The sequence below is a fragment of the Sphingopyxis sp. 550B genome (assembly GCF_057401805.1).
Genome location: NZ_CM171610.1, coordinates 2,625,446 through 2,650,738 on the forward strand (window position 1 = coordinate 2,625,446; position 25,293 = coordinate 2,650,738).

The window sequence follows — 25,293 nt, forward strand, 5'->3', positions numbered from 1 at the left end:
TCCGTCATTTCGTCATGAATCCGTTCGCACCGAGCCTGTCGAAGGGCCGCCCTTCCTTCGAGGGAAAGAAGAACGGTGCTTCCCCCGGACTTGATCCGGGGTCAGCACGAACGGAAGATGGGTCATTCCTCGATCTGGAAGCTCAACCCGGCCTCGGCGGTCAGCCGGTCGATCAACGCCTGCCCCAGCAGCGCGCCCGGCGTCCAGATGCCGCCTTCGCCCTCGGTCGCCAGCAGCGTCATGCCGGTTTCGGCGAGCATCTTCGACGTCGAGCCATAGCCGGGGTCGCGGTCGCCCCGCACCGAGGCGCGAATCGTCCGCCCGTCGGGATATTCGCCGATGAACAGGATGTCGTAGAAACCGTTCTCGCGGTCCTCCCTGCTCGGCCCTTCGCCGGGCTTGAGTTTCGCGTCGCCGAACGGATTCGCCTTCGCCATCGCTTCGGCCATCGCCTTTCCGGCGTCGCCGATCGTCGTCATCACCATTTCGTCATAGACGAGGTCGGTGCCCCAGCGGTGCCCGAGCAGGAAATTGGTGCGGTGGACGTTCTTGGTGTTGATCGGCGCCATCACGAAGGGCGCGGTCCAGGTGCCGGTCGCCGGATCATGTTCGGGAACCAGCCCGCTCGGCTGGTGCGGCCCTTCGAAACCGGGGGTGAGCGCGAAGCTCGATTTGAGCAGCAGCGCCAGCGACGGCTTCTTCGCGACGGCTTTCAGCGTCTCGGTCAGGCTGGCGATCGTGCCGCCCGATGCGCCGCCCTTCATCTGGCGCACCCGGCCCTTGACGCGCGGCGCGGGGGCGCCGTGGCGCTTCACCGCCTCGGCCTGCAGGAACAGCACGCCCAGGTCGAAGGGAATCGAATCGAAGCCGCACGAAAAGGTGATGCGCGCGCCCGACGCCCTGGCCGCGCCCTGGTGCGCGTCGATCATTTCGCGCATCCAGCCCGGCTCTCCGCACAGGTCGGCATAGGCGGTGCCCGCACGCACGCAGGCGGCGACGAGGGCGCTGCCGTAAAGCTGGTAGGGGCCGACCGTGGTCAACACCACGCGCGTGCGCGCGGCCATCGCGTCGAGGCTGCCGGGATCGTCGGCGTCGGCGACGATCAGCGGGGTTTCCTCGTCGGCGCCGATCAGGTCGCGCACCTCCGCCAGCTTGTCGAGGCTGCGCCCGGCCATCGCCCAGCGCGGCGCGTCCGCACGGCCCTTGTAATGATGCGCGAGATATTCGGCGACGAGCCGCCCGGTGAAACCCGTCGCGCCATAGACGATGATGTCGAGATCGCGGGATGCCATGAAACCCTCCCTTTACGTAAACGTCAAGCGAAGGCTAGCGCAGGCGGACCGCGATGCCAAGCGCGAAGCGTCAGAAGCGCCACCACGGCCGCTTGACGACGACCGGCGCGCCCACGGCTTCGGCCTGACCCTCGGCGCGCGCGGCGCGCAGTTCGGCCTCGTGCAATTCGATCTCGTCGCGGCGCCTGCGGCGCAGCGCATCATAGCTCCAGCGCGTGTGGCCATAGCCGAAGAGGCAGAGCAGGCCGCCCGCGATCGCCAGATTCTTCATCGCCGCCATCGCCTGCACGGGATCGGTGAAATCGCGGTGGAAGAAGAGGATGGTGAGCAGCACGAACGCCGCCAGCAGCAGCGAGAAGGCTCGCGCATAAATGCCGAGTGCGATGCAGACGCCCGCGATCAGTTCGAACAGCCCGGTCGGAACGGCGAGCCAGCCGGGCAGGTCGGCGGCGGAGATCATCGCGCTGGTGTCGTTGACGTGGATCAGCTTGTTGATCCCCGAGACGACGAAGATCAGCGCGATGAACAGGCGGCCGATGAAGACGGCGATCATGGACATGGAACATCCTCCGACACGCGCCCCTTCCGCTTGGGGAGATGACGCGCGAGAGGGCGGGGCGGTTCCGCGGGATCAGAGCTTGGGCAGCGTCACGCCCTTCTGCCCCATATATTTGCCCGCGCGGTCGGCGTAGCTCGTCTCGCACGGCTCGTTGCCCTGCAGGAACAGGAACTGGCACGCGCCCTCGTTGGCATAGATTTTCGCGGGTAGGGGGGTGGTGTTCGAAAACTCCAGCGTCACATGACCCTCCCAGCCGGGTTCGAGCGGGGTGACGTTGACGATGATTCCGCAGCGCGCATAGGTCGATTTGCCGAGGCAGATGACGAGCACGTCCCTGGGGATGCGGAAATATTCGACCGTGCGCGCGAGCGCGAAGCTGTTCGGCGGGATGATGCAGACGTCGGTCTTGCGGTCGACGAAGCTGTTCGACGCGAAATCCTTGGGATCGACGACCGCGCTGTCGACATTGGTGAAAATCTTGAACTCGTCGGCAACGCGCGCGTCATAGCCGTAGGACGACAGGCCATAGCTGATGCAGCCGTCGCGCCGCTGCGCCTCCACGAACGGCTCGATCATCTGCTGCGTGCGGGCGGCGTCGCGAATCCATTTGTCGGAAAGAATGGCCATGCCGCCGTCTTGTCGGCGCGCGCGCCTTTGCGCAAGCGGTCAGTCGCGGACGAGGCCCATATCCTTCGGCCCGAAGGCGGCGGGGAGCAGATCGCTCAGCCGATAGCTTTCCACCGCCGTGCCGTCGCCCGATGCGCAATGGACCCAGATGTCGGTCTTCGACTGCTCGGCCGCCTCGTTCAATATCTGGCGGCAGCGGCCGCACGGATGCACCGCCTCGGCACCGGCCAGCGCCGCGCCTTCGGGGCGGCCGCCGACGATCGCGACCGCGGCGAGTTCGCCGATCCAGCCTTCGTTGGCGATCTTCGCGATCGCCGCGGTTTCGGCGCACAGCGTCAGGCCATAGCTCGCATTCTCGACATTGGCGCCAGTGACGACGTCGCCATTCTTGAGCAATAGCGCCGCACCGACGTGAAAGCCCGAATAGGGGGCATAGGCGCGCGCGGCCGCCTCGCGCGCCGCGTCGATCAGCGCGTCGCGGTCGGCATCGGTCGGATCGTCGGTCATGGCGTGGTTCCTTCGGGGCGCACGACGTTCCAGCCGACCGTGCCGTCGGCGCCGGCGATGCGCAGATAATGGTTGGCCTGCCACATCACCCACGGATGGGCGCCATAGTCGGGCTCGAAGAAATCGCGGCGCAGCCAGGTGGTGCGCGCGATGCCGCTCGTCACTTTGTAATCGGCCTCGAACGCGGCGCCGGGTGCGATCAGGCTGCGCTTGCCCATATGCGCCTCGATCTGCGCCAGAAAGGTCGCGAGTTCGCTCAGCAGCAGCGCGCGCGTCGGCCGGTCGGGGCAGCGGTCGTCGTAATCGAGCCAGACCACCGGAGGCAGCGCGTCGGTGCGCCGCGGGACGTGGCGGATGAAATTGGCCGCCTGGTCGGTGGCGAGGCGGCACAGGCTGTAATGGTGGATCGGACCGGTGCGCACCCCGGCGTCGCGCGCCGCGGCCATGTTGCGCGCGTAGAGCGGATCGACGCCGCTGTCGCCGTCGGTCGCCGCCAGATAGGCGAAATCGGCGCCCGCCGCCTTGACCGAACCCCAGTGGACCTGGCCGTTCGAGGCGTCGAGCGTTACCCCCTGCAACGGATATTGCGCGCGCTGCGGCGTCCAGCGCGCCGCCCACCATAATCCGACCCCGATGGCGAGCACGGCCAGCAGCAGCACCCCGCCGATGCGCCGCAGGCCGCGCGCCGCCGCATCGCGCCAGCCGGTCGTCGCCGGCTTGTTCCTGCGCTGGATCGCCCCCTTCGCCATGCTCACCCCTTGATGTGGAGGACGCAGATGAGCGTGAACAGGCGGCGCGCGGTGTCGAAATCGACCGCGATCTTGCCGTCGAGCCGGTCCATCAGCATCTCAGCCGCATCATTGTGAAGCGCGCGGCGCGCCATGTCGACGGTTTCGATCTGCTGCGCGGTCGCCGACCGGATTGCCTGATAATAGGAATCGCAGATCGCGAAATAGTCGCGGATCGGGCGGCGGAAGCGGCCGAGGCCGAGGATGACCGCCTCGAGCGGCGAACCGTCCTCGCGGCTGATCTCGAAGATCAGCCGTCCGTCCTCGACCCGCAGCATCAGGCGATAGGGCCCGGCATAGCCGTCGGGATGGCCGCGCTGCGGCACGAACTTGTTGTCCTCGATCAGGTCGAAGATGGCGACGCGCCGTTCCTGCTCGACATCGGGATTGCGCCAGACGATCGTGCCCTCGTCGAGCTCGACCGAGATGATGCGCTGCTTCGATGGGTCGGCGTCGGTCATGATGAAGGTGCTTCTACCCGCCGCACGGCGAAGGGCAAGGGGGCGGCGAGGACTCCCTCCCGCCTGCGGGAGGGGGAGGCCGCAAAACTATCCCCAGAACGCTCCACGGCAGGCGTGGCTGCGACGATCAACGCCATTGCATATGGTTTCAGGGGGTTCCATTATGCGTCGCCATGCCCGAAGTCGCCCGTTTCCCGATCCCGGCTCCCGCCGGGGACGACCGCCAATTGCCCCGCAATATCGAGGCCGAGGCCGCGTTCCTGGGCGCGATCCTGATCGACAACCGAGTCGTCGAGGATCTGCCGGTGCAGCTTTCGCCCGCGCATTTCTTCGAACCGCTGCACGGGCGCATCTTCGCGCAGGCGATGGCGCTGGTCGAGCGCAACAGCATCGCGACGCCCGTGACGCTCAAACCCTTTTTCGAGGGCGACGAGGCGATGAAGGCGGTCGGCGGCGTCGGCTACCTCGCGCAGCTCACCGGCAGCGGCGCCGGGTTGATCGGCGTGCGCGACTTCGCGCGGCAGATCTACGACCTCGCCCTGCTGCGCGAGCTGGTCGGAGTCGGCCGCACGCTCGTCGACAATGCGCTCGACACCAGCGAGAGCGTCGATCCGCAGGCGCAGATCGAAGAGGCCGAGACCTCGCTCTACAAGGTCGCGGGCGGCGATGCCGAACTGGGGTCGGTCAAGAGCTTCAGCGCCGCGAGCCTGACCGCGCTCCAGGCGGCCGAACGCGCGCTCAATTCGGGCGGTCACCTGTCGGGCACGACGACCGGCATCGCGAGCGTCAACGCCAAGATCGGCGGCATGCACAATTCGGACCTGATGATCCTCGCCGGCCGGCCGGGCATGGGCAAGACCTCGCTGGCGACGAACATCGCCTATAACGCCGCCGAGCGCTGGCGCCGCGACGAGGAGGACGGGATTCCGCCCGAAAAGAACATGGGCGCGAAGGTCGCCTTCTTCAGCCTCGAAATGTCGGCCGACCAGCTCGCGACGCGCGTTCTGGCCGAGCAGTCGGGCGTGTCGGGCGAAGCGCTGCGCATGGGCAAGATCAGCAAGGAGCAGTTCCAGCAACTGTCGCGCGCCGCGCAGCAGCTCCAGACGCTGCCGCTGTTCATCGACGATACGCCGGGCCTGACGATCGCCGGTCTGCGCACGCGGGCGCGGCGGCTGCAGCGGCGGCACGGTATCGGGTTCATCGTCGTCGACTATCTCCAGCTTCTGCAGGGCTCGTCGCGCAGCGGCGACAATCGGGTGCAGGAGATTTCAGAGATTTCGCGCGGTCTCAAGACGTTGGCGAAGGAACTTAATGTGCCGGTGATGGCGCTGTCGCAGCTCAGCCGTCAGGTCGAAAGCCGCGAGGACAAGCGCCCGCAGCTTTCGGACCTGCGCGAATCGGGCTCGATCGAACAGGACGCCGACATGGTGCTCTTCGTGTTCCGCGAGGATTATTATGTCGCGGCACGCGAGCCGAAGCGCCCGGTGGAAGGCGACGACATCAAGATCCACGCCGCGCACGAGGAATGGGCGGCGGAGATGGAGCGCGTCTTCGGCCTGGCCGAACTGATCGTCGCCAAGTCGCGTCACGGCTCGACCGGCAAGGTGCGCCTGCACTTCGAGGCCAAGACGACCAAGTTCAGCGACCTCGCCGACGACAGCATGGCCTATGCGGATTACGAGTAGGCCGATCGCTCAATAGCGTCGTCATTGCGAGCGAAGCGAAGCAATCTCCAGCTATCGGTCTCGCACAAGGTCGATAGCTGGAGATTCCTTCGGCTCCTCGCAATGACAGAGCCTCAAAACGCCGGGTCGTTCGCCGGATCGTCGCCGATCGGCGTCACCGCTTCGTGGATGCCGCATTCGGTCTTGTCCCAGCCGCGCCAGCGGCCGGCGCGCGGGTCTTCGCCCGGCTTCACCTTCGAGGTGCAGGGCGAGCAGCCGATCGACGGATAGCCTTCCGCCTCCAGCGGATGGCGCAGCAGGTCGTGCGCCTCGAACCAGGCGTCGAGCGCCTCGCGTGTCCAGTTGGCGAGCGGGTTGAACTTGAGGCGGCCCGAGCTGCCATCGAGCTCGAAGCGCGGCAGGCCGGTGCGCGTCGCGGACTGGAAACCCTTGCGGCCGGTGATCGAGGCGTCGAAGTCGGCGAGCGCCTTTTCGAGCGGCCTGACCTTGCGGATCTCGCAGCAGCCGTCGGGGTCGTAGGACCAGCGCAGGCCCGTCTCGTCCTTCTTCGCCAGTTCCTCCGGATCGGGTGTCAGCGTGACGAGGTTGAGCCCGAGCCGCGCCGCGAGCGTGTCGCGATAGGCGAGCGTTTCGGGAAAATGCTTGCCGGTGTCCAAAAAGAGCACCGGAATATCGGGCGCCGCCCGCGTCACCAGATGGAGCAGCACCGCGCTTTCGGCGCCGAAGCTCGAAACGATCGCGGTGTCGCCGAGCAAGCCCGCGCCGAGCACGCTCGCGACCACCTCCGCGGCGTCCTGCCCGCGGAACAGATTGTTCAGGCGGACGACGTCGGCCTGCGTGAAGCGCGGCGCGACGTCGATCCGGTCGCGCCTCCTGTCATCCCCCGCATCACCGCTCGCATCGCGCGCGGTCGGGACACCCATCGGCCGCGCATGGCCTTGGGGCGTCTCGACCTCGTTCGACGCGAACGGGAGTTTAGAGGTGTCAGCCATGCCTCAGTTTCCAGATCGGCACCGCGCCGTCCGCCGCATGCTGATAGACATGATCGTACCGGCGCAGCGACGCATCGATGTCGGCGCGGTTAAGCTGGCTGTGCGGGGCGAAGCTGTCGATGCCGCAGCGCCGCATGAAGGCGACGAGGTCGACGAGCACGTCGCCTTCGGCGCGAATCTCGCCCTCATAACCCGCCTCGCGCAGGATGCGCGCCGCGGTGAAGCAGCGGCCGTCGCGAAAGCGGGGAATGCCGAGTTCGACCAGCTTCACCCGCCCGAGTTCGGGAATCAGCCGCCGCGGGTCCTCGCCCGCTTCGAGCCGCACCGCGCTGGCGTCGGGCTGTTCGAGGAAGGCGTCGAGCGTGACCGCGGGTTCCTCGACCGGTTCGTCGTTCCGAAAACGCAGGGCATCAGCCATAAATGGCCTCCTTGAAGGCGTCGAGGCCGACGCGGCGATAGGTGTCGAGGAAGCGTTCGTCCCCGGTGCGCAGTTCGCGGTAGCGCTCGATTGCGCGCTCGACCGCATCGACGACGCCGTCCTCGTCGAAGCCGGGGCCGGTGATCTTCGCCTGCGTCGTGTCCTCCGCGCCCGATCCGCCGAGCAGCAGCTGGTAGTTCTCGGTGCCCTTGCGGTCGACGCCGAGGATGCCGATGTGCCCCGCATGGTGGTGCCCGCAGGCGTTGATGCACCCCGAAATCTTGATCTTGAGTTCGCCGAGGTCGCGCTGGCGATCCATGTCGGCGAAGCGCTGTTGGATCTTCTGCGCGACCGGGATCGACCGCGCGTTGGCGAGGGTGCAATAATCGAGGCCGGGGCAGGCGATGACATCGGTGACGAGGTCGAGGTTGGCGTCGGCGAGCCCCGCCGCCTTCAGCGCCTGCCACACCGCATGCAGGTCCTGTTTGCGGACATGCGGCAGCACGACATTCTGGGCATGGGTCACGCGCAGATCGTCGAAGCTGTAGCGTTCGGCGAGGTCGGCAAGCGCCTCCATCTGCTCGGCGGTGACGTCGCCGCCGATGCCGCCGATCGGCTTGAGACTGACGTTGACGATCGCATAGCCGGCCGCCTTGTGCGCCACGGTCTGGTGATCGACCCACAGCGAGAAATCGGGGTCCGACCGGTCGATGGCCGCGGACAGACCCGCCTCGAACGGTGGCGGCGCGAAATAGGCGGCGATGCGGTCGTATTCGGCCTGCGGAAAGTCGGTGCCGAGCGTCAGGAAATGCTGGAACGCTTCCTCGACCTGGCGGCGGAACTCCTCTTCGCCCAGATCGTGGACGAGGATCTTCATCCGCTGCTTGTGGATATTGTCGCGCCGCGCGTGGAGGTTCCACACGCGCAATATCGATTGGAGGTAGGAGAATATCTGCGACGCCGGGCAGAAATCGCGGATCTTGTAGGCGATGAAGGGGGTACGTCCCATGCCGCCGCCGGCATAGACCTCGAAACCTTCCTCGCCCGCTTCATTGCGGACAATGCGCAGCGCGCAGTCGTGCCAGCGCAGCGCCGCGCGGTCGGCCGGCGACGAGATCACGCAGATCTTGAACTTGCGCGGCAGATAGCTGAATTCGGGGTGAAAGGTCGTCGCCTGCCGCAGCAGTTCGGCCCAAGGGCGCGGATCGCATATCTCGTCGGCGGCGGCGCCCGCATATTGGTCGGCGGAGATGTTGCGGATGCTCTCGCCGCTGGTCTGGATCGCGTGCATCTCGACCGTCGCCAGCTCGGCGAGGATGTCGGGCGCGTCTTCCAGTTTGATCCAGTGATACTGGAGATTCTGGCGCGTCGTGAAATGGCCGTAGCCGCGGTCATACTTGCGCGCGATCTCGGCAAGCTTGCGAAGCTGCGTCGAATTGAGCGTGCCATAGGGAATGGCGACGCGCAGCATATAGGCGTGAAGCTGGAGGTAGAGGCCGTTCTTGAGCCGCAGCGGCTTGAACTGGTCGTCGTTCATGTCGCCCGCGATACGGCGGCGGGTCTGGTCGCGGAATTCCTCGACGCGCGCATCGACCATCGCGCGGTCATATTGGTCGTATTTGTACATGTCAGATCACCCAGTCGCCGGCCACCGGATCGGCGGGCTTCAATGTCAGGTCGGGGCGCACGGTCGGGCCGCGCGCGCGGATGCGATCCTTGATATGCGCCGGGCGCGGTCCCTTGGCGGTGTCCACCGCGTCGATCAGATAGCCGCCGTTGACGCGGCGCGCGCCGTCCTCGGCCGACAGGATCGCCTCGCCATGTTCGCCGACGTCGGCGGCGTCCTCGACGTGGATCGACCAGCCGCGGCCGGTCCACCAGATCACGGCGCCCGTCTTCAGATCGTTTCCGGTCAGGAGTCGCATGCCATATCCTTCAATGAAGCAATCAGTCCCGGCGCGCCGAGGCAGTCGAGCGCGTCGGCGCGCGCCGCGACCTTGCCGACGATAATCAGCGCGGGGCTGGCGACCCGTTCGCGCGCGACGAGATCGCCGAGGTCGGTGAGCAGGGTGCGCAGCACGCGGGCGTCGGCGGTGGTGCCGCGCTCGATCACCGCGACCGGCAGACCGGGCGAGACCCCGTCCGCGATCAGCTTGTCGGCAATCGCCGAGGCGGTCGCGAGCCCCATATAGATGACGAGGGTACGGCCATGACCCGCGAGACCCGACCAGTCCTGATCGGTCAGATTCTTGCACTGGCCGGCGACGAAACTGACCGCGCTGGCATCTTCGCGGTGGGTGAGCGGGAGACCGGCCTGCGCGGCGCAGCCCGCCGCGGCGGTGATGCCGGGAACGACCTCGCAGGCGATGCCTGCGTCGCGCGCCGCGTCGAGTTCCTCGCCGCCGCGCCCGAAGATGAAGGGATCGCCGCCCTTCAGCCGCACGACCTGCCGTCCCGCGCGCGTCTCGCGGATCAGCAGTGCGTTGATCGCCTCCTGCTTCATCGTGTGGCGGCTGCGTTGCTTGGCGACCGAGATGCGCTCGACGTGCGGCGGGATCAGCGCGAGCACGCCCGCACCGACCAGCCCGTCGTGAACGATCAGGTCGGCGCTTTCGAGAAGGCGCGCCGCGCGCAGCGTCAGCAGGTCCGGATCGCCCGGACCGGCGCCGACAAGCCACAGCTTGCCCTGGGGGAGAGGATGCTTGTCCATGCCGCCGGTGTGGCCGTCGGCCCGAAAGATGGCAAAGCAGGCTTTTTTTGCTGGGGTGAAGCAAAATTTGCGTATTGAAATTCAGCCTCGCACCAGATCCTCCATTTCGACGCGCAGCGCGCGTGCCAGCCGCGCTATGGTTTCCACCGATCCCCGCTTTCGGCCCGATTCGATATCGGCGATCTGGACCCGGTTGACGCCCGACGCCTGTGCCAGGCCCTGCTGGGTCCATCCGCGCAGATCGCGCCAGACGCGAAGCGGATTTTCGCCGTCAAGGATGCGATCGGCATATTCGGCGGGAACCAGCTCGTCTTCGCCCGCATCAAGACGCGCCTTCGCCCGATCATAGGCGCGAAGGTCGACTAGCTCCTCCGCCGCTTCGCGAAGGCGGTCATATTCGTCTTGCGGGATCGTCACCATCTTGTTCACGCCATCGTCCTTCACTCATAGATGCTGCCGCGCGAACCGATTTCCAGAACCGCGACAACGACCCCGTCTTCCATGATCACACGCCAGTCGCCGACGCGAAGGCGGACGGCGTCGCGCCCCTTCAAGGCTTTGACATTGTTCGCCAGCGATGCGGGATCGCTTGCATATTGTTCGATCTTCGACCGGATCAATCGCGCCGTATTCGCCGGCATACGGCCCACGTCCTGATGGCGGACAGGGCGTAGGCGATGGGCTTCACGCGCACGATGTAACCCGCGGCTTCATTTCTATCAATCGCGGGATCGGCCCGCGCTCAGAGAAAACCCTTGCGAATCAGCTTCGACCCTTCGGGATCGCGCAGGCCGATGCCGATCGAGGCGCGCATCGCGTCGCTTTCGGACGACGCCACCGGATAGGCGCAATAGTCCGCGGCGTAGAAGGCGCTCGGCCGGTGATTCCCCGACAGGCCGATGCCGCCGAAGGGCGCGGCGGACGAGGCGCCGTTGGTCGGCCGGTTCCAGTTAATGACGCCGGCGCGGGCATTGGCCCAGAACTGGTCGTAAAGTTGCGGGTTGCCGCCGATCAGCGCCGCCGACAGGCCGAAGTGGGTGTTGTTCGCCTCGGCGATCGCCGCCTCGAAGCTGTCGACGCGAATGACCTGGAGCAGCGGGCCGAACAGTTCGACATCGGGGCGCTCGCGCATGTCGGTCACGTCGATGATGCCGGGGGTCAGGAAGGGGCGGCCCTGGACCGGCCGCGTCATGTGGCGGACGACCTGGCCGCCGTTGGACATCAGGATCAGGAAGCTTTCGGTCAGGCCGTCGGCCGCCTCATTGTCGATCACCGGCCCCATATAGGGGGCGGGGTCGGCGTGCGGATGATCGACGATCAGCCGGTTTGCGAGCGCCTTGACCTCCTCGATCAGCGCGTCGGCCATGCTGTCCCGGACGATCAGCCGCCGCGCGTTGCTGCACCGCTGCCCGGCGCTGAGGAAGGCCGACTGGACGATCAGGATGGCGGCGGTGCGGATGTCCGCGGTGTCCCATGCGACGATCGGGTTGTTGCCGCCCATTTCGAGCGCCAGTATCTTGCCCGGCTGACCGGCGAACTGGCGGCTCAGCGCGACACCGGTTCGTGCCGATCCGGTGAACAGCAGCCCGTCGATGCCCTCGTGCCCCGCCAGCGCCTTGCCCTGATCGGGGCCGCCGACGATCAGCCGCAGCACCTCTTGCGGTACCCCCGCTTCGTGGAACAGTTCGACCAGCTTCGCGCCGACCGCCGGGGTCTTTTCCGACGGCTTGAACAGCACCGAATTGCCCGCGAGCAGCGCCGGGACGATGTGGCCGTTCGGCAGATGCGCCGGGAAATTATAGGGGCCGAGAACCGCGAGCGTCCCGTGCGGCTTGTGCCGCACCGCGTTGCGCAGCCCCATCGCGCCCTCGATGCGGCGGTTGGGGGTGCGTTCGGCATAGGCCTTGATCGAGATGTCGACCTTGTTCGCGACCGATTCGACCTCGGTGCGCGCTTCCCACAATGGCTTGCCGGTCTCGCGCGCGATCAGGTCGGCGAGCGTCTCTCCCTCCGCCTTCACCCGGTCGGCGAAGCGGCGCAGCGTTTCGGAGCGGAAGGTGAGCGGCTTTGCCGCCCATTCGGGCCAGCCGCGGCGGGCGATCGCGACCTCTGCGTCGACATCGCTGATCGCGCCGCGCCAAAGCTCTTTTCCGGTGGCGGGTTCGAAGGAAAGCAGGGCTTCGCTCATGGTCGCTCGCCTCTTATCGGTGAAAGCCGCCCGCGGCAACCGGCGGCGGCGCGGGATGGCTTGCGCGGCGCGCCGGGTTGGCGATAGACGCAGCAGGGCGTCCGTGCGGACAGGAAGGGGACCCGCCATTTTGGCAAGACAGGATCATCGCCGCGAGTGGGATGACCATTATTGGTGGTCGGCCGACGGCGTCCGGCTGCACGCGCGCCTCTATCCCGGCCCGGAGGAGGCGGCCGCGCTGCCGCCGATCCTGTGCATGCCGGGGCTCGCGCGCAACGCCCGCGACTTCGAGGCGGTGGCGCCGCACATGGCGGCGCGGCGGCGCGTGATCGTCGCCGAATTCCGCGGCCGCGGCGAAAGCGCCTATGCGAAGGACCCGATGACCTATGTCCCGCTGACCTATGTTCAGGACATGGTGGCGCTGCTCGACGAACTGGGGATCGGGCGCTTCGCGACCGTCGGGACCTCGCTTGGCGGGCTGGTGTCGATGCTGATGGCGGCGAGCCTGCCGGGGCGGCTGGCCGGCGCGTTGCTCAACGATGTCGGGCCCGAACTCGAAAGCGCCGGGCTCGACCGCATCCGCGACTATATCGGCGTGGGGGGCAGCCAGCCGACGTGGATGCACGCCGCGCGCGCGTTCCGCGACCTGAACCACGCGGTCTTTCCGCACTATGGTATCCACGACTGGCTGCGGCTGACCAAGCGCACCCATCGGCTGACCCCGGAGGGGCGGATCGTCGCCGATTACGACAAGCAGATCGCCGCGCCGCTGCGCCTGCCCGCCGGTGACGGGGTCGACCTGTGGCCCGCCTATCGCGCCTTCGGCGACGCGCCGGTGCTGATCCTGCGCGGGGCGCTGTCGGACATATTGGCGGGAAGCGCGGCCGCGAAGATGGCGGCGGCCCTGCCGGGCGCGCGGCTGGTCGAGGTGCCCGGCGTCGGCCATGCCCCGACGATGGACGAACCCGAAGCGCGCGCGGCGATCGACGCGTGGATCGCGGACCTGCCCGCGGCGTGAAGGACCGGCCCGCGATCGCGCGCGAGCGTCCGGTTCGCCCCGCGATCGCGCGCGATCGCCCGGTTCGCATCGTCCACCTCCACTCCAGCTTTTCGCTGGGCGGCAAGGAGGCGCGGGCGGTGCGGCTGATGAACCTGATGGAGGATCGCGCACGGCACGTCGTGCTGTCGGCGGTGCCCGGCGCGCTCGGCGCGCGCGACGCGATCGCGCCGGGCATCGACGTGCGTTTCCCCGCCGACGCGCCGTCGCTCGCCGGGCGGCCGTCGCTGGCGCGCTACCGCGAGATCGCGCGCTACTTGCAGGATTTCGATCTCGCGCTCAGCTACAATTGGGGCGCCATGGACGGGGTGATGGCGCATCGGCTCCATCGGCGTCGCCTGCCGGGCCTGATCCACCATGAGGACGGGTTCAACGAGGATGAAAGCGCGCGGCGCAACCGGAAGCGCAATCTGTTCCGTCGCCTTGCGCTGCGTTCGGCGGAGGCGCTCGTCGTGCCCTCGACGCTGCTCCAGCGGATCGCCGCCGCCGAATGGGGCGTTGCCGACCGCACCCGGCTGATCCGCAACGGCATCGACGTCGCCGCCTATGGCCGCGCGCCGGACGTGCCGATCCCCGGCCTCGTCCGGCGCGAGGGCGAGGTGGTGATCGGCACCGTTGCCGGGCTGCGCAAGGTGAAGGACCTGCCGCGCCTCGTGCGCGCGGTGGCGACGCTGCCGCCGCACGTGCGGCTCGCGATCGTCGGCGAGGGGCCGGATCGCGACGCCATCGCCGCGGAGGCGGCGGCGCGCGGCATCGCCGACCGTCTTGTCATGCCCGGCTTCATGGCGCAGCCGGCGCGCTGGATCGGCCATTTCGATCTGCTCGCGCTGTCGTCGCTCAGCGAACAGGCGCCGATCGCGGTGATCGAGGCGATGGCGGCGGGGCTTCCCGTCGTCAGCCCCGACGTCGGCGACGTCGCGGCGATGGTGTCGGACGCGAACCGGCCGTTCGTCGCCGGCGACGAAAGCGCGTTTCGCGCCGCGCTGGCGCGGATGGCGGGCGCCGCCGCATTGCGGGCGGCCGTCGGCGCGGCGAATCGGCGCGTCGCCGCCGAACGCTTCGACGAATCAACGATGGTCGCGGCCTATGAAAAGCTTTATGCTCGACCGCTGGGTGGATATGGCCTGTTCGGCGGCGAACGGGTCGCGATCGATTGACAAAGGGGGCCGTCTTCCGCTTACGGAAACGGAAAATGGGGGCCGGAGCCGAGCAGGCGGTTGGCCGAGAGAAAGAGGTATAGAGTGTTCAAAGGTTTGAAGCCCATCCTTTACGGCGGCCGCGAAGTCTGGCCGCTGGTCGAGGGGGGCAAGGGCGTGTCGGCGACCAACCACGCCTCCAGCGGCGCCTGGGCCGCGGCGGGCGGGATCGGCACGGTTTCGGCGGTCAACGCCGACAGCTATGATGCGGAGGGCAAGATCGTCCCGCAAGTCTATCGCGCGCTGACGCGGCGCGAGCGGCACGACGAACTGGTGCAATATGCGATCGACGGCGCGGTCGAGCAGGTGACGCGCGCCCACGACATCGCCGGCGGCCAGGGTGCGATCAACATCAACGTCCTGTGGGAAATGGGCGGGGCGCAGCGCGTGCTCGAAGGCGTGCTCGAACGGACGAAGGGGCTCGTCACCGGCGTCACCTGCGGCGCGGGCATGCCCTACAAGCTCAGCGAGATCGCGGCGCGGCACAATGTCCATTATCTGCCGATCATCTCGTCGGCGCGTGCCTTCCGCGCCTTGTGGAAGCGCGCCTACAACAAGGTCGCCGACCTGATGGCGGCGGTGGTGTACGAGGACCCGTGGCTCGCCGGCGGCCACAACGGCCTGTCGAATGCCGAGGACCCGCTGAAGCCCGAGGATCCCTATCCGCGCGTCAAGGCGCTGCGCGACACGATGCGCGCAGAGGGGATCGCCGACAGCGTGCCGATCGTGATGGCGGGCGGCGTCTGGTATCTGCGCGACTGGGAAGACTGGATCGACAATCCCGAACTCGGCCAGATCGTATTCCAGTACGGCACGCGGCCGCTGCTGACGCAGGAAAGCCCGATCCCGCAGGCGTGGAAGGATCGCTTGCGCACCCTAGAAGACGGCGACGTGCTGCTCCACCGCTTCTCGCCCACCGGCTTTTATTCGAGCGCGGTGCGCAACCCGTTCCTGCGTGACCTCGAGGCGCGCTCGGAACGCCAGATTCCCTATTCGAAGCAACAGGCGGGCGACCATGTCGTCCAGCTCGACGCCGGGGTGAAGGGCAAGAATTTCTGGGTCACCCCGCACGACCGCGACCGTGCGCGGGGCTGGGTCGCCGAAGGCTATACCACCGCGCTCAAGACCCCCGACAACACGGTGGTCTTCGTCACCGAGACCGACAAGGCCACGATCCGCAAGGACCAGGCCGACTGCATGGGCTGCCTGTCGCATTGCGGCTTCTCGTCGTGGAAAGACCATGACGATTATTCGACCGGCTATCTCGCCGACCCGCGCAGCTTTTGCATCCAGAAGACGCTGCAGGACATCGCGCACGGCGGCGACGTCGAGCAGAATCTGATGTTCGCGGGCCACGCCGCGTTCAATTTCAAGACTGACCCCTTCTACTCGAACAACTTCACCCCGACGGTGAAGGAACTGGTGGACCGCATCCTGACGGGGGATTGAATATGTCCCCGTCATTGCTTCGCTGCGCCTCGCAATGACAAGCTTCTATTGATGTGAGGCCATGCGCGAACGTCAGCCGGCGGTCTATATCATGGCGAGCCGGCGCAACGGGACGCTGTATACTGGCGTAACCTCGAACTTGGCGCAGCGCGTGTGGCAGCATCGCGAAGGATTGGGCGGCTTTTCCGGTCGTTATGATTGCGGGATGCTTGTGTGGTTTGAAATTCACGCAAACATGGAATTTGCCATTGCGCGGGAAAAGCAACTTAAAGCTGGCAGCCGCGCGAAGAAACTGGCGCTGATCGAGGCGGAAAATCCGCTCTGGCGCGATTTGTGGCCTGACATTCTCGACGGCAGCGAGTGACACTCTGGATTGCTTCGCTTCGCTCGCAATGACGGAGTTTCATAGCGCACCGTCATTGCGAGCGAAGCGAAGCAATCCAGAGCGGCTCAACGCGCCCGTTGGGAAACTACACCCACCCCTCCAGCACCTGGTCCGGCGGCCGGTGGCCGTCGGCCCAGGCGCGGATGTTGGCGATGACCTTTTCGCCCGACGCCTCGCGCCCCTCGATCGTCGCCGAGGCGAGGTGCGGCAGCAGTACCGCATTGTCGAGCGTCAGCAGTTCGGGATCGACCACCGGTTCCTGCGCATAGACGTCGAGCCCGGCGCCCGCGATGCGGCGGCTCTTCAGCGCCGCGATCAGCGCCTTTTCGTCGATAATTTCTCCGCGCGCGGTGTTGATCAGATAGGCGGTCGGCTTCATCGCCGCGATCCGCGCCGCGTTCACCATCTCGTGCGTCTCGGTGGTGTGCGGGCAGTGGATCGTCACCACGTCGCTGATCCGCAGCAGCGTGTCGACGCTCGCGTGATAGCTCGCGCCCAGTTCGTCCTCGATCGCTTCGGGCAGACGCCTGCGGTTGTGATAGTGGATCGACAGGCCGAAGGCGCGGGCGCGGCGCGCGACCGCCAGCCCGATGCGCCCCATGCCGATGATGCCGAGCAGCTTGCCCCCGACGCGGCGGCCGAGCATCGTGCTGGGCGCCCAGCCTTCCCACCGGCCCGATCGCATCAGCTTCTCGCCCTCGGCCAGCCGGCGCGGGACCGACAGGATCAGCGCCATCGTCATGTCGGCGGTGTCCTCGGTGAACACGCCGGGGGTGTTCGCGACCATGATGCCCTTTGCGCGCGCCGCGGCCAGGTCGATATGATCGACGCCGGCGCCGAAATTGGCGATCAGCTTCAGCCGCTCGCCCGCCGCCGCGATGATCTCCGCGTCGATGCGGTCGGTCACCGTCGGAACGAGCACGTCGCAATTCTGCACCGCGGCGCGCAGTTCGTCGATCGTGAAGGCGCGGTCGCGCGCCGAGAGGGTGACGTCGAACAGCTCGGCCATGCGCCCTTCGACGTGCGGCATGAGCTGGCGGGTGACGATGACGCGCGGGCGCCGGGGACGGGAGGAATCGGACATGACCGCCGATAGAGCGTGCCGCGGCGAAGGGGTCAAGAGGGGCGGGCGCGACGAAGCCTGTGGACGAACCGTGCCGCGCGTGCCGCGAGCGGTTGAAAAAGCGGGCGGAGTTTGACAAGGCATCGGCCATGAAAAGCCGCCAGATTCTCGCTGTGCTGGCGCTGGTGGCCGTGATCGGCCCCGCCGCCGCCCAGTCCGACCCGCAACTGCCCTATTGGGCCTCGATCAGCGTCGACGAGGCGCGGATGCGCAAGGGGCCATCGCCCGACGTGCCGGTGATCTGGGAATATCGCCGCAGGGACCTGCCGGTGAAGGTGATCGCGCGGCACGAACTATGGCGCAAGGTCGAGGATCCCGACGGCACCCGCGGCTGGATGGCGGCGCGGCTGCTCAGCCGGACGCGCACCGCGATCGTCACCGGCGGAACCCGCCCGATGCGCGAATCGCCGAACGAATCCGCGCCTGTCGCCTATCGTGCCGAAGCCGGCGTCGTCGGCCGGATCAGCGATTGCCGCGACGGCTGGTGCCGCTTCGACGTCAAGGGCCGCCGCGGCTGGATCGAAACCGCGCATATCTGGGGCGATTGATTTTTCGCGCGCGCGCGGTCGATCGGGGCCGCCATTAATCGAATTTTATGCGCGCGCCGCTAACAGGCGGACCATGAGCGCATCCCTCCATCGTGAACCCGAATCACAGGGTTTCGACGACGCGTCCTGGCTGCTCATCGGGCTCTGCCTGCTGTTCCTGATCGCTTTCCAACTTGCCGCGCCTTTCGCTTTCGCGGCGAACGGCTTCGGCGGATCGGCCGCGATGATCGGCCTGCTGTGGACCACCGACCGCTTCTATACCCGCTATCGCGTCCGCCCGGCCTTTGCCGCGCTGGTCACGTCGGTCATGCTGATCATCCTCTTCTCGATCGTTGGCGGCATCCTCAGCTATCTGGTCGCCGCGCAGGGCGGGGCGCTCTGGGATGCGCGGCTTCAGCGCTGGGACCTGGCGCTCGGCTTCGACTGGCTCGGCTATGCGCGCTGGGTCAACGATCATCCGACGCTCGCCACCCTCTATCGCTGGGCCTATGTCAGCATGATCCCGCAGCTTCTGGTGATGGTGCTCGCGCTGACCACCACGAACCGGCTGCGCGAGATGCGGATCGCGATATGCGCCGCGATTCTCGCGGGGCTGGCGGCGGTGCTGCTTTCGGGCCTGACGCCGGCGGTCGGAAATTATATCCACCTGAACCTTGGTCCCGGCGATCTGCCGAACCTGCGGCCCGCGGCGGCCGTCGTCCACTACGCCGACCTGACGGGGCTGCGCGACGGCAGCTTGCGTCTGATCGACGTGACGCGGATCGAGGGGATCATCACCTTTCCCAGCTATCATTCCGCGCTCGGCGCGATCTTCATCTGGGGATTTGCGCAGCTGGGCCGCGCCGGATGGGCGGGGATGCTGTGGGCCGGTCTGATGCTGTTGGCGACGCCGATCGACGGCGCGCATTATCTGGTCGACGTTCTCGCGGGGATCGCGCTGGCCGCGGCGGCGCTGATCGCGGCCGGTCGGCTGGTGCGCCGCCCGTGGCTCCGGCCGGTTGCCAAAGCCGCCGGCGACAAGGCCCCGCTGCCGGCGCCCTCGACCCTTCCGGCCTGACCCTTCTTGGTCAGGACAAGGAAAAAGGGCCGGGCGCGAACGCCCGACCCTTCGACCGCCCGCCGGTGATCAGCGCCAGCGGAAGTGGTTGCGGTAAACCTTCATCACCTTGCCGCTGCGCACATTGACCAGCAACAGGTCGTTGTAGTGGCGGACATAGGCGAGGTTACGGCCCGCACGCGGCACGCCCCAGCGGCTGTCATAATTTAGCCGATAGGCCGGCGCATAATAGTTGGAGCGCAGCGTCGAACCGGCGCGGAACTGCTGATATTTGAACGGGGCGCGCCAGTTCTGATAGCGATTGTCGCGGCGCCAGTCGCGGACATCCTGGCGATATTCGCGCTTCGCATCGCGCACGTCGCGCTGGTTGACGTGCGTCTGCGCATAGCGGATATCCTGCCGGTCGCGGCGCAGCTCGTGGGTCTGGGCCTGCGCCATTGCGGGAACCATCATCGCGGCAATCAGGCCGGCGGTGAGAATTTTATTCTTCATGGTGCCATTCCTTTGATCGGTCACGGGGGAGGGGATCTGCCCGATGACAGGGAAAGGATTAGGCGAGTCGGTTTGAACGAACCCGGAATGCCGCGTTTATCTTCGGCTCATCAGTGTCGCAGTTTGTCGCGGTCGAATGGCGGGAGGAGCGAAGCCCCGCGGCAATCCAGAGCGGGCGGTAACTGCGCTGAATTGCTTCCCCCGGATCGGCTCGGCAATATCCCTTTTCGACCGGCAACCGTTCCCCGGCGAAAGCCGGGGGCCATGCGGGCAGCGCCGTGCCATCCGGACCCCGGCTTTCGTCGGGGACCAGGCCCCTACTTGCCTTAAGGATATATATGTCGATCAGGTCGGGGGTCGCAAAGACGAGGTCTATGCCTTGTCAGACCAGTTCGACCGCCACCGCCGTCGCTTCGCCGCCACCGATGCACAGGCTCGCGATGCCGCGCGTCTTGCCGTGACGCTGGAGCGCCGCGATCAGCGTCGTGATGATGCGCGTGCCGCTCGCGCCGATCGGGTGGCCAAGCGCGGTCGCGCCGCCGTGGACGTTGATCTTGTCGTGCGGAATGCCCAGGTCGTGCATCGCGAACATCGCGACGCAGGCGAAGGCCTCGTTGACCTCGAACAGGTCGACATCGGCGATCGACCAGCCCGCTTTTTCGAGCACCTTGTTGATCGCGCCGACCGGGGCGACGGTGAAATCCTTGGGCTCCTGTGCGTGTGCGGCGTGGGCGACCAGCTTCGCGACCGGCTTCGCGCCCTTCGCATCGGCGACCGACTGGCGCGTCAGAACGACTGCGGCGGCGCCGTCGGAAATCGACGAGCTGGTCGCGGCGGTGATCGTGCCGTCCTTGGCGAAAGCGGGGCGCAGCGTCGGAATCTTGTCGGGGTTGCCCTTGCCGGGCTGTTCGTCGGTGTCGACGACGACTTCGCCCTTGCGCGTGGTCAGCGTCACCGGGGTAATCTCCGTGGCGAAGGCGCCGCCCGCGATCGCCGCCTGCGCGCGCTTCAGCGATTCGATCGCATAATCGTCCTGCGCCTGCCGGCTGAGCTGATAGGCGTCGGCGGTGTCCTGTGCGAAGGTGCCCATCGCGCGGCCCGCCTCATAGGCATCCTCGAGCCCGTCGAGGAACATATGGTCATAGGCGGTGTCGTGGCCGATCCGCGCGCCGGAGCGATGCTTCTTGAGCAGATAGGGCGCGTTGGTCATCGATTCCATGCCGCCCGCGACGACCAGGTCGATGCTGCCCGCCGCCAGCGCCTCGGCGCCCATGATCACGGTCTGCATGCCCGAACCGCACACCTTGTTGACGGTGGTCGCCTGCACCGACTTGGGCAGGCCCGCCTTGATCGCCGCCTGCCGCGCCGGCGCCTGACCCAGCCCGGCGGGGAGGACGCAGCCCATGTAGATACGCTCGACATCGTCGCCCTTCACCCCGGCGCGCTCCACCGCCGCCTTGACCGCGGTCGCGCCCAGATCGGTCGCACTCGCGTCTGACAGCACGCCCTGCATGCCGCCCATCGGGGTGCGGGCATAGGAAAGAAAGACGACGGGATCGGTTGCGGTCATGATGCGAGACTCCGGTGGAAAAGGTCGGACGCCGGTCTAGCGGAAATGCTGCACGTGCGAAAGAAGATTGAGCCGTATCGTCGATCGAGCGCCGGGCGATGACGGAACCCGGCCACCGTCCGTCTTCAGCCGAGCGACGACCGCCAGTCGCGTGGAGTCATGCCGAAGCGGCGGCGAAAGGCTTTGGTGAAGGCGGACGGGTCTTCGTAGCCGCTTTGCAGGGCGACCTCGCCGATGTCCAGGCTCAGGTCGCGCAGCAACTGGCGCGCACCGTTCAGCCGGACATCGCGAATATATTCCGCTACGGCCACTCCGCGCCGATCGAACAGGCGATAGAGGCGGGCGCGCGAGCAATGAAGCGCCTGCGCGACCGCGCCGACCGTCAGGCGCGTATCAGCGCGATGCTGATCGATAAAGCGGCAGGCGGCGGCGAACAGCGATCGGTCGGCCATGGGCCGGTTCACCCCGAACCGCTCGCCGCATTGTGCAAGATAGGCGCGGACCAACAACCCGAGCGAATCCATGGCCGCACCCGATGCCGCGGCGTCCATCTTCGGGCCGAGTTGCGCTATCGCCCGCAGGTCGATTGCAATCATTCGCGCCAGCGGCGTATCGGGAAGGCGCATCAGGGGGTCGTCTCCCCGCAAGGAGGACAGGCCGGTTGCCCGGTGCACCAACGCGCGAGGCAACGAGATATAGAAAGCGCGATAACCGGCGGGCGAATTCGCCGTGCGTGCGCGCTGCGCGTCGAACAGGGCGATGCCTGACGCGTGTGAAAAAAGGGTCCGGCCGTCGCCGCGGTCGGTCACCTCGATCGCGCCGCCGCTGACCAGCGCCAGGCACATGTCCCGCTCGTCTACTTCGGTAAACCGGGCTTTAGTGGGAGCGCAGACCGTTTCGGAAAAGCCGATCCCGTCGTCTCCCTCGCAGCCGATGACGCCCGCGCCATAGTGGCTGTGATCGAGCAGCGGCATCGGCGCCAGATCCACCTCGGGGAAATGCGATCGCCAGAATTCGAATGCATCGTCCGGAGCGACACCGTTCGTATTGACCGAAAAGAAACGCGCCGCCCGTTGAGCGCTCAAATTGCGTTTTTTCTCCATATTCGCCCCCCCTTTTTTCTAGCGTATCTCTCGATGGCGTTCAACTGGCCGGGATTCGCTTCATCGAGACAAGCGGCCGAAGGCTGGAACAGCCGCACTAACGGCCGGGCATCCGCCGCGTCTATGCAGGCGACCGATTTGATCTGCGGCCGGGGCCCGACGCGCCCGGTCTGACCAAGGAGGTAGAGATGGGGCGATTGTCGAATGAGTTTCACAAAGTTAACGCTGCCGCACGCGCGGAACGTCGGCTGCGTCTGGTCCGCCGGGATCGTTTCATATGGCCGGGAAGCGTCCTGGGGGCCGCCGGCTTCCTGTTCGCCCTGTCGCCTTCGGCGGCCCTTGCGGACGATCCGGGCTATACTTTGTGTCCGGGTGGTTTGATCAGTTTCACCGGCTTTTGCCCCGCCGATCCTCCACAACCGACCCCGACCCCAGCCCCGACCCCAGCCCCGACCCCAACCCCAACCCCGACTCCCACGCCGGTCGATCCAGAGGCGAGCTTCGCCACCGGCGATCTGTCGGTGGCGATGGGCGAAGGCGCTGTCGCCGTCGGCGTGTCGAACACGGCCAGCGGTCAGCGCGCCATCGCGGTTGGGACGGCCAATCTGGCGGATGGCTCGAACGGCGTCGCCATAGGCGCCGCCAATGAGGCGCTCGGACAAACGAATGTGGCGATGGGGATGCAGAATGTCGCGGACGGCGCGGCCGTCTCGGTCGCGGCCGGTATCGGCAATCACAGCTCCGCCACCGGAAGCACCGCATTGGGCATCGCAAACACCGCGAGCGGCATAGCAAGCTCCGCTTTCGGTTACGGCAATGGCGCATCCGGTACATTCAGCCATGCCATCGGCACCTACAGCACCGCGCTGGGCGACTACAGCACCGCGCTGGGACTGAATGCCGCCACCGGCGTGAGCGCCGCCGGCGGCCTGGCGCTGGCTGGCTGGTACGACCGGAACGGCGACGGCAACTTCCTGTCCCCCGATTATCTGAACGTCGACACCGACGAAACCGCAGCGGCAATGGGCATAAGCGCCGTCGCGGTAGGCAGCGGCGTTCGCGCGTCGGGCGACTACAGCAGTGCGTTCGGCGTCAACGCAATCGCCATCGCAACCGGTTCCACGGCCATCGGTTTCGGGGCAGTCGGCGACGTCGCGGGCGCGCTTTCGGTCGGTTCGATTGATGCCCCCGGACGCATCGTTCATGTCGCCGCCGGGCAAAGCGGAACCGACGCGGTCAATTTGGGGCAACTCGATGCCGTGTCCCAGCGCGTTTCCCAACTGGAAACCAGCATTCCGTCAGGTGTCGTCGCTGGCCTTGGCACGCTCGCGCTTGGCAACGGATCGAATGCGTCCGGCGACACATCGCTCGCGATGGGGGGCAATGCGTCATCGCAGGGAACGCAGGCCGTTGCCATCGGCGCCTCTTCGGCGGCGTCGGGGGAGCAGGCGCTCGCCCTCGGGGGCAAGGCGGATGCGGCAGGCAAGACATCCATCGCTATCGGATCGGGTGCACGCACGGGTGGCCGGAGCTTCGATATCCTTTCGATTCCGACGGGTCCGATCCTGTTCGCAGCCGCGGCTGCGGTTGAAGACGAGAGTGCGAATGATGCCATCGCCATCGGGACAGATGCTTCGGCGAGCGCCGACGACGCCATAGCGATCGGCAAGGGCGCTTCGGCGTCTGCTGCAGGCGCTATCGCATTCGGCGCCGGATCGCTGGCGGATACGGCGAACACGCTGTCGGTCGGCAACGCGTCGCAGACTCGCGTCATCACCCGCGTTGGAGCGGGCGCAATCGATGAAAACAGCAGCGACGCCGTGACGGGCGCCCAGCTTTATGACACCAACCAGGTCGTGGCGGGACTGGAAGGGCGTGTCGCTACGCTGGAAGATCAGGCGGGTGCGGCGGTTCAGTCGAGCGCCGCGGCAACCTCTGCAGCGCGGGATGCCGCGCAGTCGGCCAATTTGGCCGCTGCGGGCGCAACGACCGCCGCGGCGGATGCCGTGAATGCGGCGGCAGGCGCCCGCACCGCTACGGTCGAGGCAACCACTGCGGCTGAGGATGCACGCAGCGCGGCACAGGAGGCCCGCGTCTCGCTTGCCCGGACCGAGCATATCGCCATCAGCGGTGAGGGCGACGCACCGGTCGCCAGTGGTCCCAATGCGGTTGCCATCGGTGGCGGTGCTCAGGCTACGGACGGCAACGCGGTGTCGATCGGCTTCGGCAATATCGCCTCTGGCAATGGGGCCGTCGCCATTGGCGACCCCAATGTCGCAACCGGGACCGGCGCGGTCGCCATCGGCGAAGACAATGTCGCGACGGGTATCGGCGCCATTGCTCTTGGCAATGCCAATCAGGCCCATGGCGCCGGCGCGGTTGCGCTGGGCAACGGTGCAAGCGCCACCGGTGACGGCGCGGTCGCCATCGGCCCCGATGCGGTGGCCGTGCGCGCAAATCAGGTGGCGCTGGGTAGCGCGCGCTCGACATACAAGCTGGCTGGCATCGCGTCGGACGCCAGTCGTGCCGCCCAGCAGGGCGCGGTCAGCCTCGTGACGTCCGACATCGCGGGCAATCTTGCGACGCTCGATCTCGACGTCAACGCTCTCCAGAATTTGGGAAACAGGCTCGATGCGATCGAAAGCGGCGTTAACGCGATCGGCAGCGCCCTGAACCGCGCGACACGCCGTGCTGACGGCGGGATTGCCACGGCCATGGCGTTGGGCGGAACGGTGATGCCCGCCGATGTTGACTTCGCCCTGTCGTTCAATCTGGCGACTTTCCGCGGGCAGCAGGGATTTTCAGGGTCTCTGGTGGCCCGTATCAGCGAGCGTGTCTGGGTATCGAGTGGCATCGCCGGATCGACCGTCGGAGGATCGACGGGCGCGCGCGCCGGTATCACGTTCGGCTGGTAGGGAGGGGGCATGGTGAGCGATCCTCCTCTCCTGCGTCCGCCTGCCGGCGAGGGGAGGAGGGCGGTCGCCCCCGTGGTTTTTGTTTGCCGAAAACCGCTGTCCTACAATCGTTCGCTGCGTTATTCTTGCATGCTTTCCACGCGGCCTTCCGCCCGGTTGCGCGCGCGTCAG

At 67.1% G+C, this 25,293-nt stretch carries 26 protein-coding genes; 8 read left to right on the plus strand and 18 right to left on the minus strand.

The genetic code is table 11. The features are described from left to right. Positions 1-122: 122 nt before the first annotated feature. From AC2S9W_RS12305 to AC2S9W_RS12330, 6 genes are all read right to left on the minus strand, one after another. Positions 123-1,292, minus strand: a complete 1,170-nt coding sequence (locus tag AC2S9W_RS12305; protein ID WP_067184073.1) for a saccharopine dehydrogenase family protein — start codon at positions 1,290-1,292, stop codon at positions 123-125. Between the two features lie 70 nt (positions 1,293-1,362). Continuing rightward, positions 1,363-1,851, minus strand: coding sequence for a DoxX family protein (locus AC2S9W_RS12310; RefSeq protein ID WP_082737232.1), 489 nt, complete (start codon positions 1,849-1,851; stop codon positions 1,363-1,365). A gap of 72 nt (positions 1,852-1,923) precedes the next feature. Next, the gene (gene dcd / locus AC2S9W_RS12315) at positions 1,924-2,478 is read right to left on the minus strand and encodes a dCTP deaminase (RefSeq protein WP_067109979.1); all 555 of its coding nucleotides are present in this window, start codon (positions 2,476-2,478) and stop codon (positions 1,924-1,926) included. 39 nt (positions 2,479-2,517) lie between these two features. After that, positions 2,518-2,985 (minus strand): cytidine deaminase, encoded by a 468-nt coding sequence (locus AC2S9W_RS12320; protein ID WP_067109982.1) that lies wholly within the window; start codon positions 2,983-2,985, stop codon positions 2,518-2,520. Further along, the gene (locus AC2S9W_RS12325; RefSeq protein WP_067184067.1) at positions 2,982-3,734 is read right to left on the minus strand and encodes a glycoside hydrolase family 25 protein; all 753 of its coding nucleotides are present in this window, start codon (positions 3,732-3,734) and stop codon (positions 2,982-2,984) included. The genes AC2S9W_RS12320 and AC2S9W_RS12325 overlap by 4 nt, the downstream gene beginning before the upstream one ends. A 2-nt stretch (positions 3,735-3,736) precedes the next feature. Further along, positions 3,737-4,234: a UPF0262 family protein gene (locus AC2S9W_RS12330; protein ID WP_067109990.1), complete on the minus strand. Its 498-nt coding sequence runs from the start codon at positions 4,232-4,234 to the stop codon at positions 3,737-3,739. Between the two features lie 173 nt (positions 4,235-4,407). Here AC2S9W_RS12330 and AC2S9W_RS12335 point away from each other — a divergent pair, with 173 nt between their 5' ends. After that, positions 4,408-5,919: a replicative DNA helicase gene (locus AC2S9W_RS12335; protein WP_067184065.1), complete on the plus strand. Its 1,512-nt coding sequence runs from the start codon at positions 4,408-4,410 to the stop codon at positions 5,917-5,919. Between the two features lie 113 nt (positions 5,920-6,032). Here the strand turns inward: AC2S9W_RS12335 and AC2S9W_RS12340 are convergent, their stop codons facing one another. The 8 genes from AC2S9W_RS12340 to astD form a co-directional block, all read right to left on the minus strand. Further along, entirely contained in the window at positions 6,033-6,842 is an 810-nt protein-coding gene (locus AC2S9W_RS12340; RefSeq protein ID WP_067184063.1) for a phosphoadenylyl-sulfate reductase, read from the minus strand. A 61-nt stretch (positions 6,843-6,903) separates the two neighbouring features. Then, complete coding sequence (locus AC2S9W_RS12345) at positions 6,904-7,329, minus strand: DUF934 domain-containing protein (RefSeq protein WP_067184061.1); 426 nt, start codon at positions 7,327-7,329, stop codon at positions 6,904-6,906. Further along, entirely contained in the window at positions 7,322-8,956 is a 1,635-nt protein-coding gene (locus AC2S9W_RS12350) for a nitrite/sulfite reductase (protein WP_486570947.1), read from the minus strand. The genes AC2S9W_RS12345 and AC2S9W_RS12350 overlap by 8 nt, the downstream gene beginning before the upstream one ends. A gap of 1 nt (position 8,957) precedes the next feature. Next, positions 8,958-9,254 carry a DUF2849 domain-containing protein gene (locus AC2S9W_RS12355; RefSeq protein ID WP_067110003.1) on the minus strand — a complete coding sequence of 99 codons (297 nt, stop codon included), beginning with the start codon at positions 9,252-9,254 and terminating at the stop codon, positions 8,958-8,960. Beyond that, a complete protein-coding gene (cobA, locus tag AC2S9W_RS12360) occupies positions 9,242-10,039 on the minus strand; it encodes a uroporphyrinogen-III C-methyltransferase (RefSeq protein WP_486570948.1) in 798 nt (265 codons plus the stop codon). The genes AC2S9W_RS12355 and cobA overlap by 13 nt, the downstream gene beginning before the upstream one ends. An 81-nt stretch (positions 10,040-10,120) precedes the next feature. Further along, the gene (locus AC2S9W_RS12365) at positions 10,121-10,459 is read right to left on the minus strand and encodes a helix-turn-helix transcriptional regulator (RefSeq protein ID WP_156483067.1); all 339 of its coding nucleotides are present in this window, start codon (positions 10,457-10,459) and stop codon (positions 10,121-10,123) included. A 20-nt stretch (positions 10,460-10,479) separates the two neighbouring features. Next, positions 10,480-10,680 (minus strand): type II toxin-antitoxin system RelE family toxin, encoded by a 201-nt coding sequence (locus AC2S9W_RS12370; protein WP_486570949.1) that lies wholly within the window; start codon positions 10,678-10,680, stop codon positions 10,480-10,482. 101 nt (positions 10,681-10,781) lie between these two features. After that, positions 10,782-12,227 (minus strand): succinylglutamate-semialdehyde dehydrogenase, encoded by a 1,446-nt coding sequence (astD, locus tag AC2S9W_RS12375; protein WP_486570950.1) that lies wholly within the window; start codon positions 12,225-12,227, stop codon positions 10,782-10,784. Positions 12,228-12,357: 130 nt separating this feature from the next. On the opposite strand from astD, the gene AC2S9W_RS12380 reads away from it, so the two are divergent. The 4 genes from AC2S9W_RS12380 (at position 12,358) to AC2S9W_RS12395 (ending at position 16,293) form a co-directional block, all read left to right on the plus strand. Then, positions 12,358-13,245, plus strand: a complete 888-nt coding sequence (locus AC2S9W_RS12380; protein WP_067110012.1) for an alpha/beta fold hydrolase — start codon at positions 12,358-12,360, stop codon at positions 13,243-13,245. A gap of 44 nt (positions 13,246-13,289) precedes the next feature. Next, complete coding sequence (locus AC2S9W_RS12385; protein ID WP_486572083.1) at positions 13,290-14,441, plus strand: glycosyltransferase; 1,152 nt, start codon at positions 13,290-13,292, stop codon at positions 14,439-14,441. 84 nt (positions 14,442-14,525) lie between these two features. Continuing rightward, entirely contained in the window at positions 14,526-15,929 is a 1,404-nt protein-coding gene (locus AC2S9W_RS12390; protein WP_067110015.1) for an NAD(P)H-dependent flavin oxidoreductase, read from the plus strand. A 61-nt stretch (positions 15,930-15,990) separates the two neighbouring features. Continuing rightward, entirely contained in the window at positions 15,991-16,293 is a 303-nt protein-coding gene (locus tag AC2S9W_RS12395) for a GIY-YIG nuclease family protein (protein WP_076075678.1), read from the plus strand. A 106-nt stretch (positions 16,294-16,399) separates the two neighbouring features. Here the strand turns inward: AC2S9W_RS12395 and AC2S9W_RS12400 are convergent, their stop codons facing one another. Then, positions 16,400-17,398: a 2-hydroxyacid dehydrogenase gene (locus AC2S9W_RS12400; RefSeq protein WP_104959564.1), complete on the minus strand. Its 999-nt coding sequence runs from the start codon at positions 17,396-17,398 to the stop codon at positions 16,400-16,402. A gap of 128 nt (positions 17,399-17,526) precedes the next feature. On the opposite strand from AC2S9W_RS12400, the gene AC2S9W_RS12405 reads away from it, so the two are divergent. Next, positions 17,527-17,985, plus strand: coding sequence for an SH3 domain-containing protein (locus AC2S9W_RS12405; protein WP_067184039.1), 459 nt, complete (start codon positions 17,527-17,529; stop codon positions 17,983-17,985). A gap of 73 nt (positions 17,986-18,058) precedes the next feature. Next, a complete protein-coding gene (locus tag AC2S9W_RS12410) occupies positions 18,059-19,042 on the plus strand; it encodes a phosphatase PAP2 family protein (protein WP_486570951.1) in 984 nt (327 codons plus the stop codon). 69 nt (positions 19,043-19,111) lie between these two features. On the opposite strand, the gene AC2S9W_RS12415 is transcribed toward AC2S9W_RS12410, so the two are convergent. The 3 genes from AC2S9W_RS12415 to AC2S9W_RS12425 all read right to left on the minus strand — a co-directional run bounded on the left by AC2S9W_RS12415 (position 19,112) and on the right by AC2S9W_RS12425 (position 22,207). Next, positions 19,112-19,534 (minus strand): RcnB family protein, encoded by a 423-nt coding sequence (locus AC2S9W_RS12415; RefSeq protein ID WP_486570952.1) that lies wholly within the window; start codon positions 19,532-19,534, stop codon positions 19,112-19,114. A 382-nt stretch (positions 19,535-19,916) separates the two neighbouring features. Further along, entirely contained in the window at positions 19,917-21,104 is a 1,188-nt protein-coding gene (locus tag AC2S9W_RS12420) for a thiolase family protein (protein ID WP_424538189.1), read from the minus strand. Between the two features lie 125 nt (positions 21,105-21,229). After that, on the minus strand, positions 21,230-22,207 hold the full coding sequence (locus tag AC2S9W_RS12425; RefSeq protein WP_067110032.1) for a helix-turn-helix transcriptional regulator: 978 nt from the start codon (positions 22,205-22,207) through the stop codon (positions 21,230-21,232). A gap of 188 nt (positions 22,208-22,395) precedes the next feature. Here AC2S9W_RS12425 and AC2S9W_RS12430 point away from each other — a divergent pair, with 188 nt between their 5' ends. Beyond that, positions 22,396-25,122, plus strand: a complete 2,727-nt coding sequence (locus AC2S9W_RS12430; protein ID WP_486570953.1) for a hypothetical protein — start codon at positions 22,396-22,398, stop codon at positions 25,120-25,122. Positions 25,123-25,293: the final 171 nt, after the last annotated feature.

What these genes read in the sequence shown, in the direction of transcription:
- AC2S9W_RS12305 (WP_067184073.1), bottom strand. Translation starts at nt 1,292, where the DNA reads ATGGCATCCCGCGATCTCGACATCATCGTCTATGGCGCGACGGGTTTC.
- AC2S9W_RS12310 (WP_082737232.1), bottom strand. Translation starts at nt 1,851, where the DNA reads ATGTCCATGATCGCCGTCTTCATCGGCCGCCTGTTCATCGCGCTGATC.
- dcd (WP_067109979.1), bottom strand. Translation starts at nt 2,478, where the DNA reads ATGGCCATTCTTTCCGACAAATGGATTCGCGACGCCGCCCGCACGCAG.
- AC2S9W_RS12320 (WP_067109982.1), bottom strand. Translation starts at nt 2,985, where the DNA reads ATGACCGACGATCCGACCGATGCCGACCGCGACGCGCTGATCGACGCG.
- AC2S9W_RS12325 (WP_067184067.1), bottom strand. Translation starts at nt 3,734, where the DNA reads ATGGCGAAGGGGGCGATCCAGCGCAGGAACAAGCCGGCGACGACCGGC.
- AC2S9W_RS12330 (WP_067109990.1), bottom strand. Translation starts at nt 4,234, where the DNA reads ATGACCGACGCCGACCCATCGAAGCAGCGCATCATCTCGGTCGAGCTC.
- AC2S9W_RS12335 (WP_067184065.1), top strand. Translation starts at nt 4,408, where the DNA reads ATGCCCGAAGTCGCCCGTTTCCCGATCCCGGCTCCCGCCGGGGACGAC.
- AC2S9W_RS12340 (WP_067184063.1), bottom strand. Translation starts at nt 6,842, where the DNA reads ATGGGTGTCCCGACCGCGCGCGATGCGAGCGGTGATGCGGGGGATGAC.
- AC2S9W_RS12345 (WP_067184061.1), bottom strand. Translation starts at nt 7,329, where the DNA reads ATGGCTGATGCCCTGCGTTTTCGGAACGACGAACCGGTCGAGGAACCC.
- AC2S9W_RS12350 (WP_486570947.1), bottom strand. Translation starts at nt 8,956, where the DNA reads ATGTACAAATACGACCAATATGACCGCGCGATGGTCGATGCGCGCGTC.
- AC2S9W_RS12355 (WP_067110003.1), bottom strand. Translation starts at nt 9,254, where the DNA reads ATGCGACTCCTGACCGGAAACGATCTGAAGACGGGCGCCGTGATCTGG.
- cobA (WP_486570948.1), bottom strand. Translation starts at nt 10,039, where the DNA reads ATGGACAAGCATCCTCTCCCCCAGGGCAAGCTGTGGCTTGTCGGCGCC.
- AC2S9W_RS12365 (WP_156483067.1), bottom strand. Translation starts at nt 10,459, where the DNA reads ATGGTGACGATCCCGCAAGACGAATATGACCGCCTTCGCGAAGCGGCG.
- AC2S9W_RS12370 (WP_486570949.1), bottom strand. Translation starts at nt 10,680, where the DNA reads ATGCCGGCGAATACGGCGCGATTGATCCGGTCGAAGATCGAACAATAT.
- astD (WP_486570950.1), bottom strand. Translation starts at nt 12,227, where the DNA reads ATGAGCGAAGCCCTGCTTTCCTTCGAACCCGCCACCGGAAAAGAGCTT.
- AC2S9W_RS12395 (WP_076075678.1), top strand. Translation starts at nt 15,991, where the DNA reads ATGCGCGAACGTCAGCCGGCGGTCTATATCATGGCGAGCCGGCGCAAC.
- AC2S9W_RS12400 (WP_104959564.1), bottom strand. Translation starts at nt 17,398, where the DNA reads ATGTCCGATTCCTCCCGTCCCCGGCGCCCGCGCGTCATCGTCACCCGC.
- AC2S9W_RS12405 (WP_067184039.1), top strand. Translation starts at nt 17,527, where the DNA reads ATGAAAAGCCGCCAGATTCTCGCTGTGCTGGCGCTGGTGGCCGTGATC.
- AC2S9W_RS12410 (WP_486570951.1), top strand. Translation starts at nt 18,059, where the DNA reads ATGAGCGCATCCCTCCATCGTGAACCCGAATCACAGGGTTTCGACGAC.
- AC2S9W_RS12415 (WP_486570952.1), bottom strand. Translation starts at nt 19,534, where the DNA reads ATGAAGAATAAAATTCTCACCGCCGGCCTGATTGCCGCGATGATGGTT.
- AC2S9W_RS12420 (WP_424538189.1), bottom strand. Translation starts at nt 21,104, where the DNA reads ATGACCGCAACCGATCCCGTCGTCTTTCTTTCCTATGCCCGCACCCCG.
- AC2S9W_RS12425 (WP_067110032.1), bottom strand. Translation starts at nt 22,207, where the DNA reads ATGGAGAAAAAACGCAATTTGAGCGCTCAACGGGCGGCGCGTTTCTTT.
- AC2S9W_RS12430 (WP_486570953.1), top strand. Translation starts at nt 22,396, where the DNA reads ATGGGGCGATTGTCGAATGAGTTTCACAAAGTTAACGCTGCCGCACGC.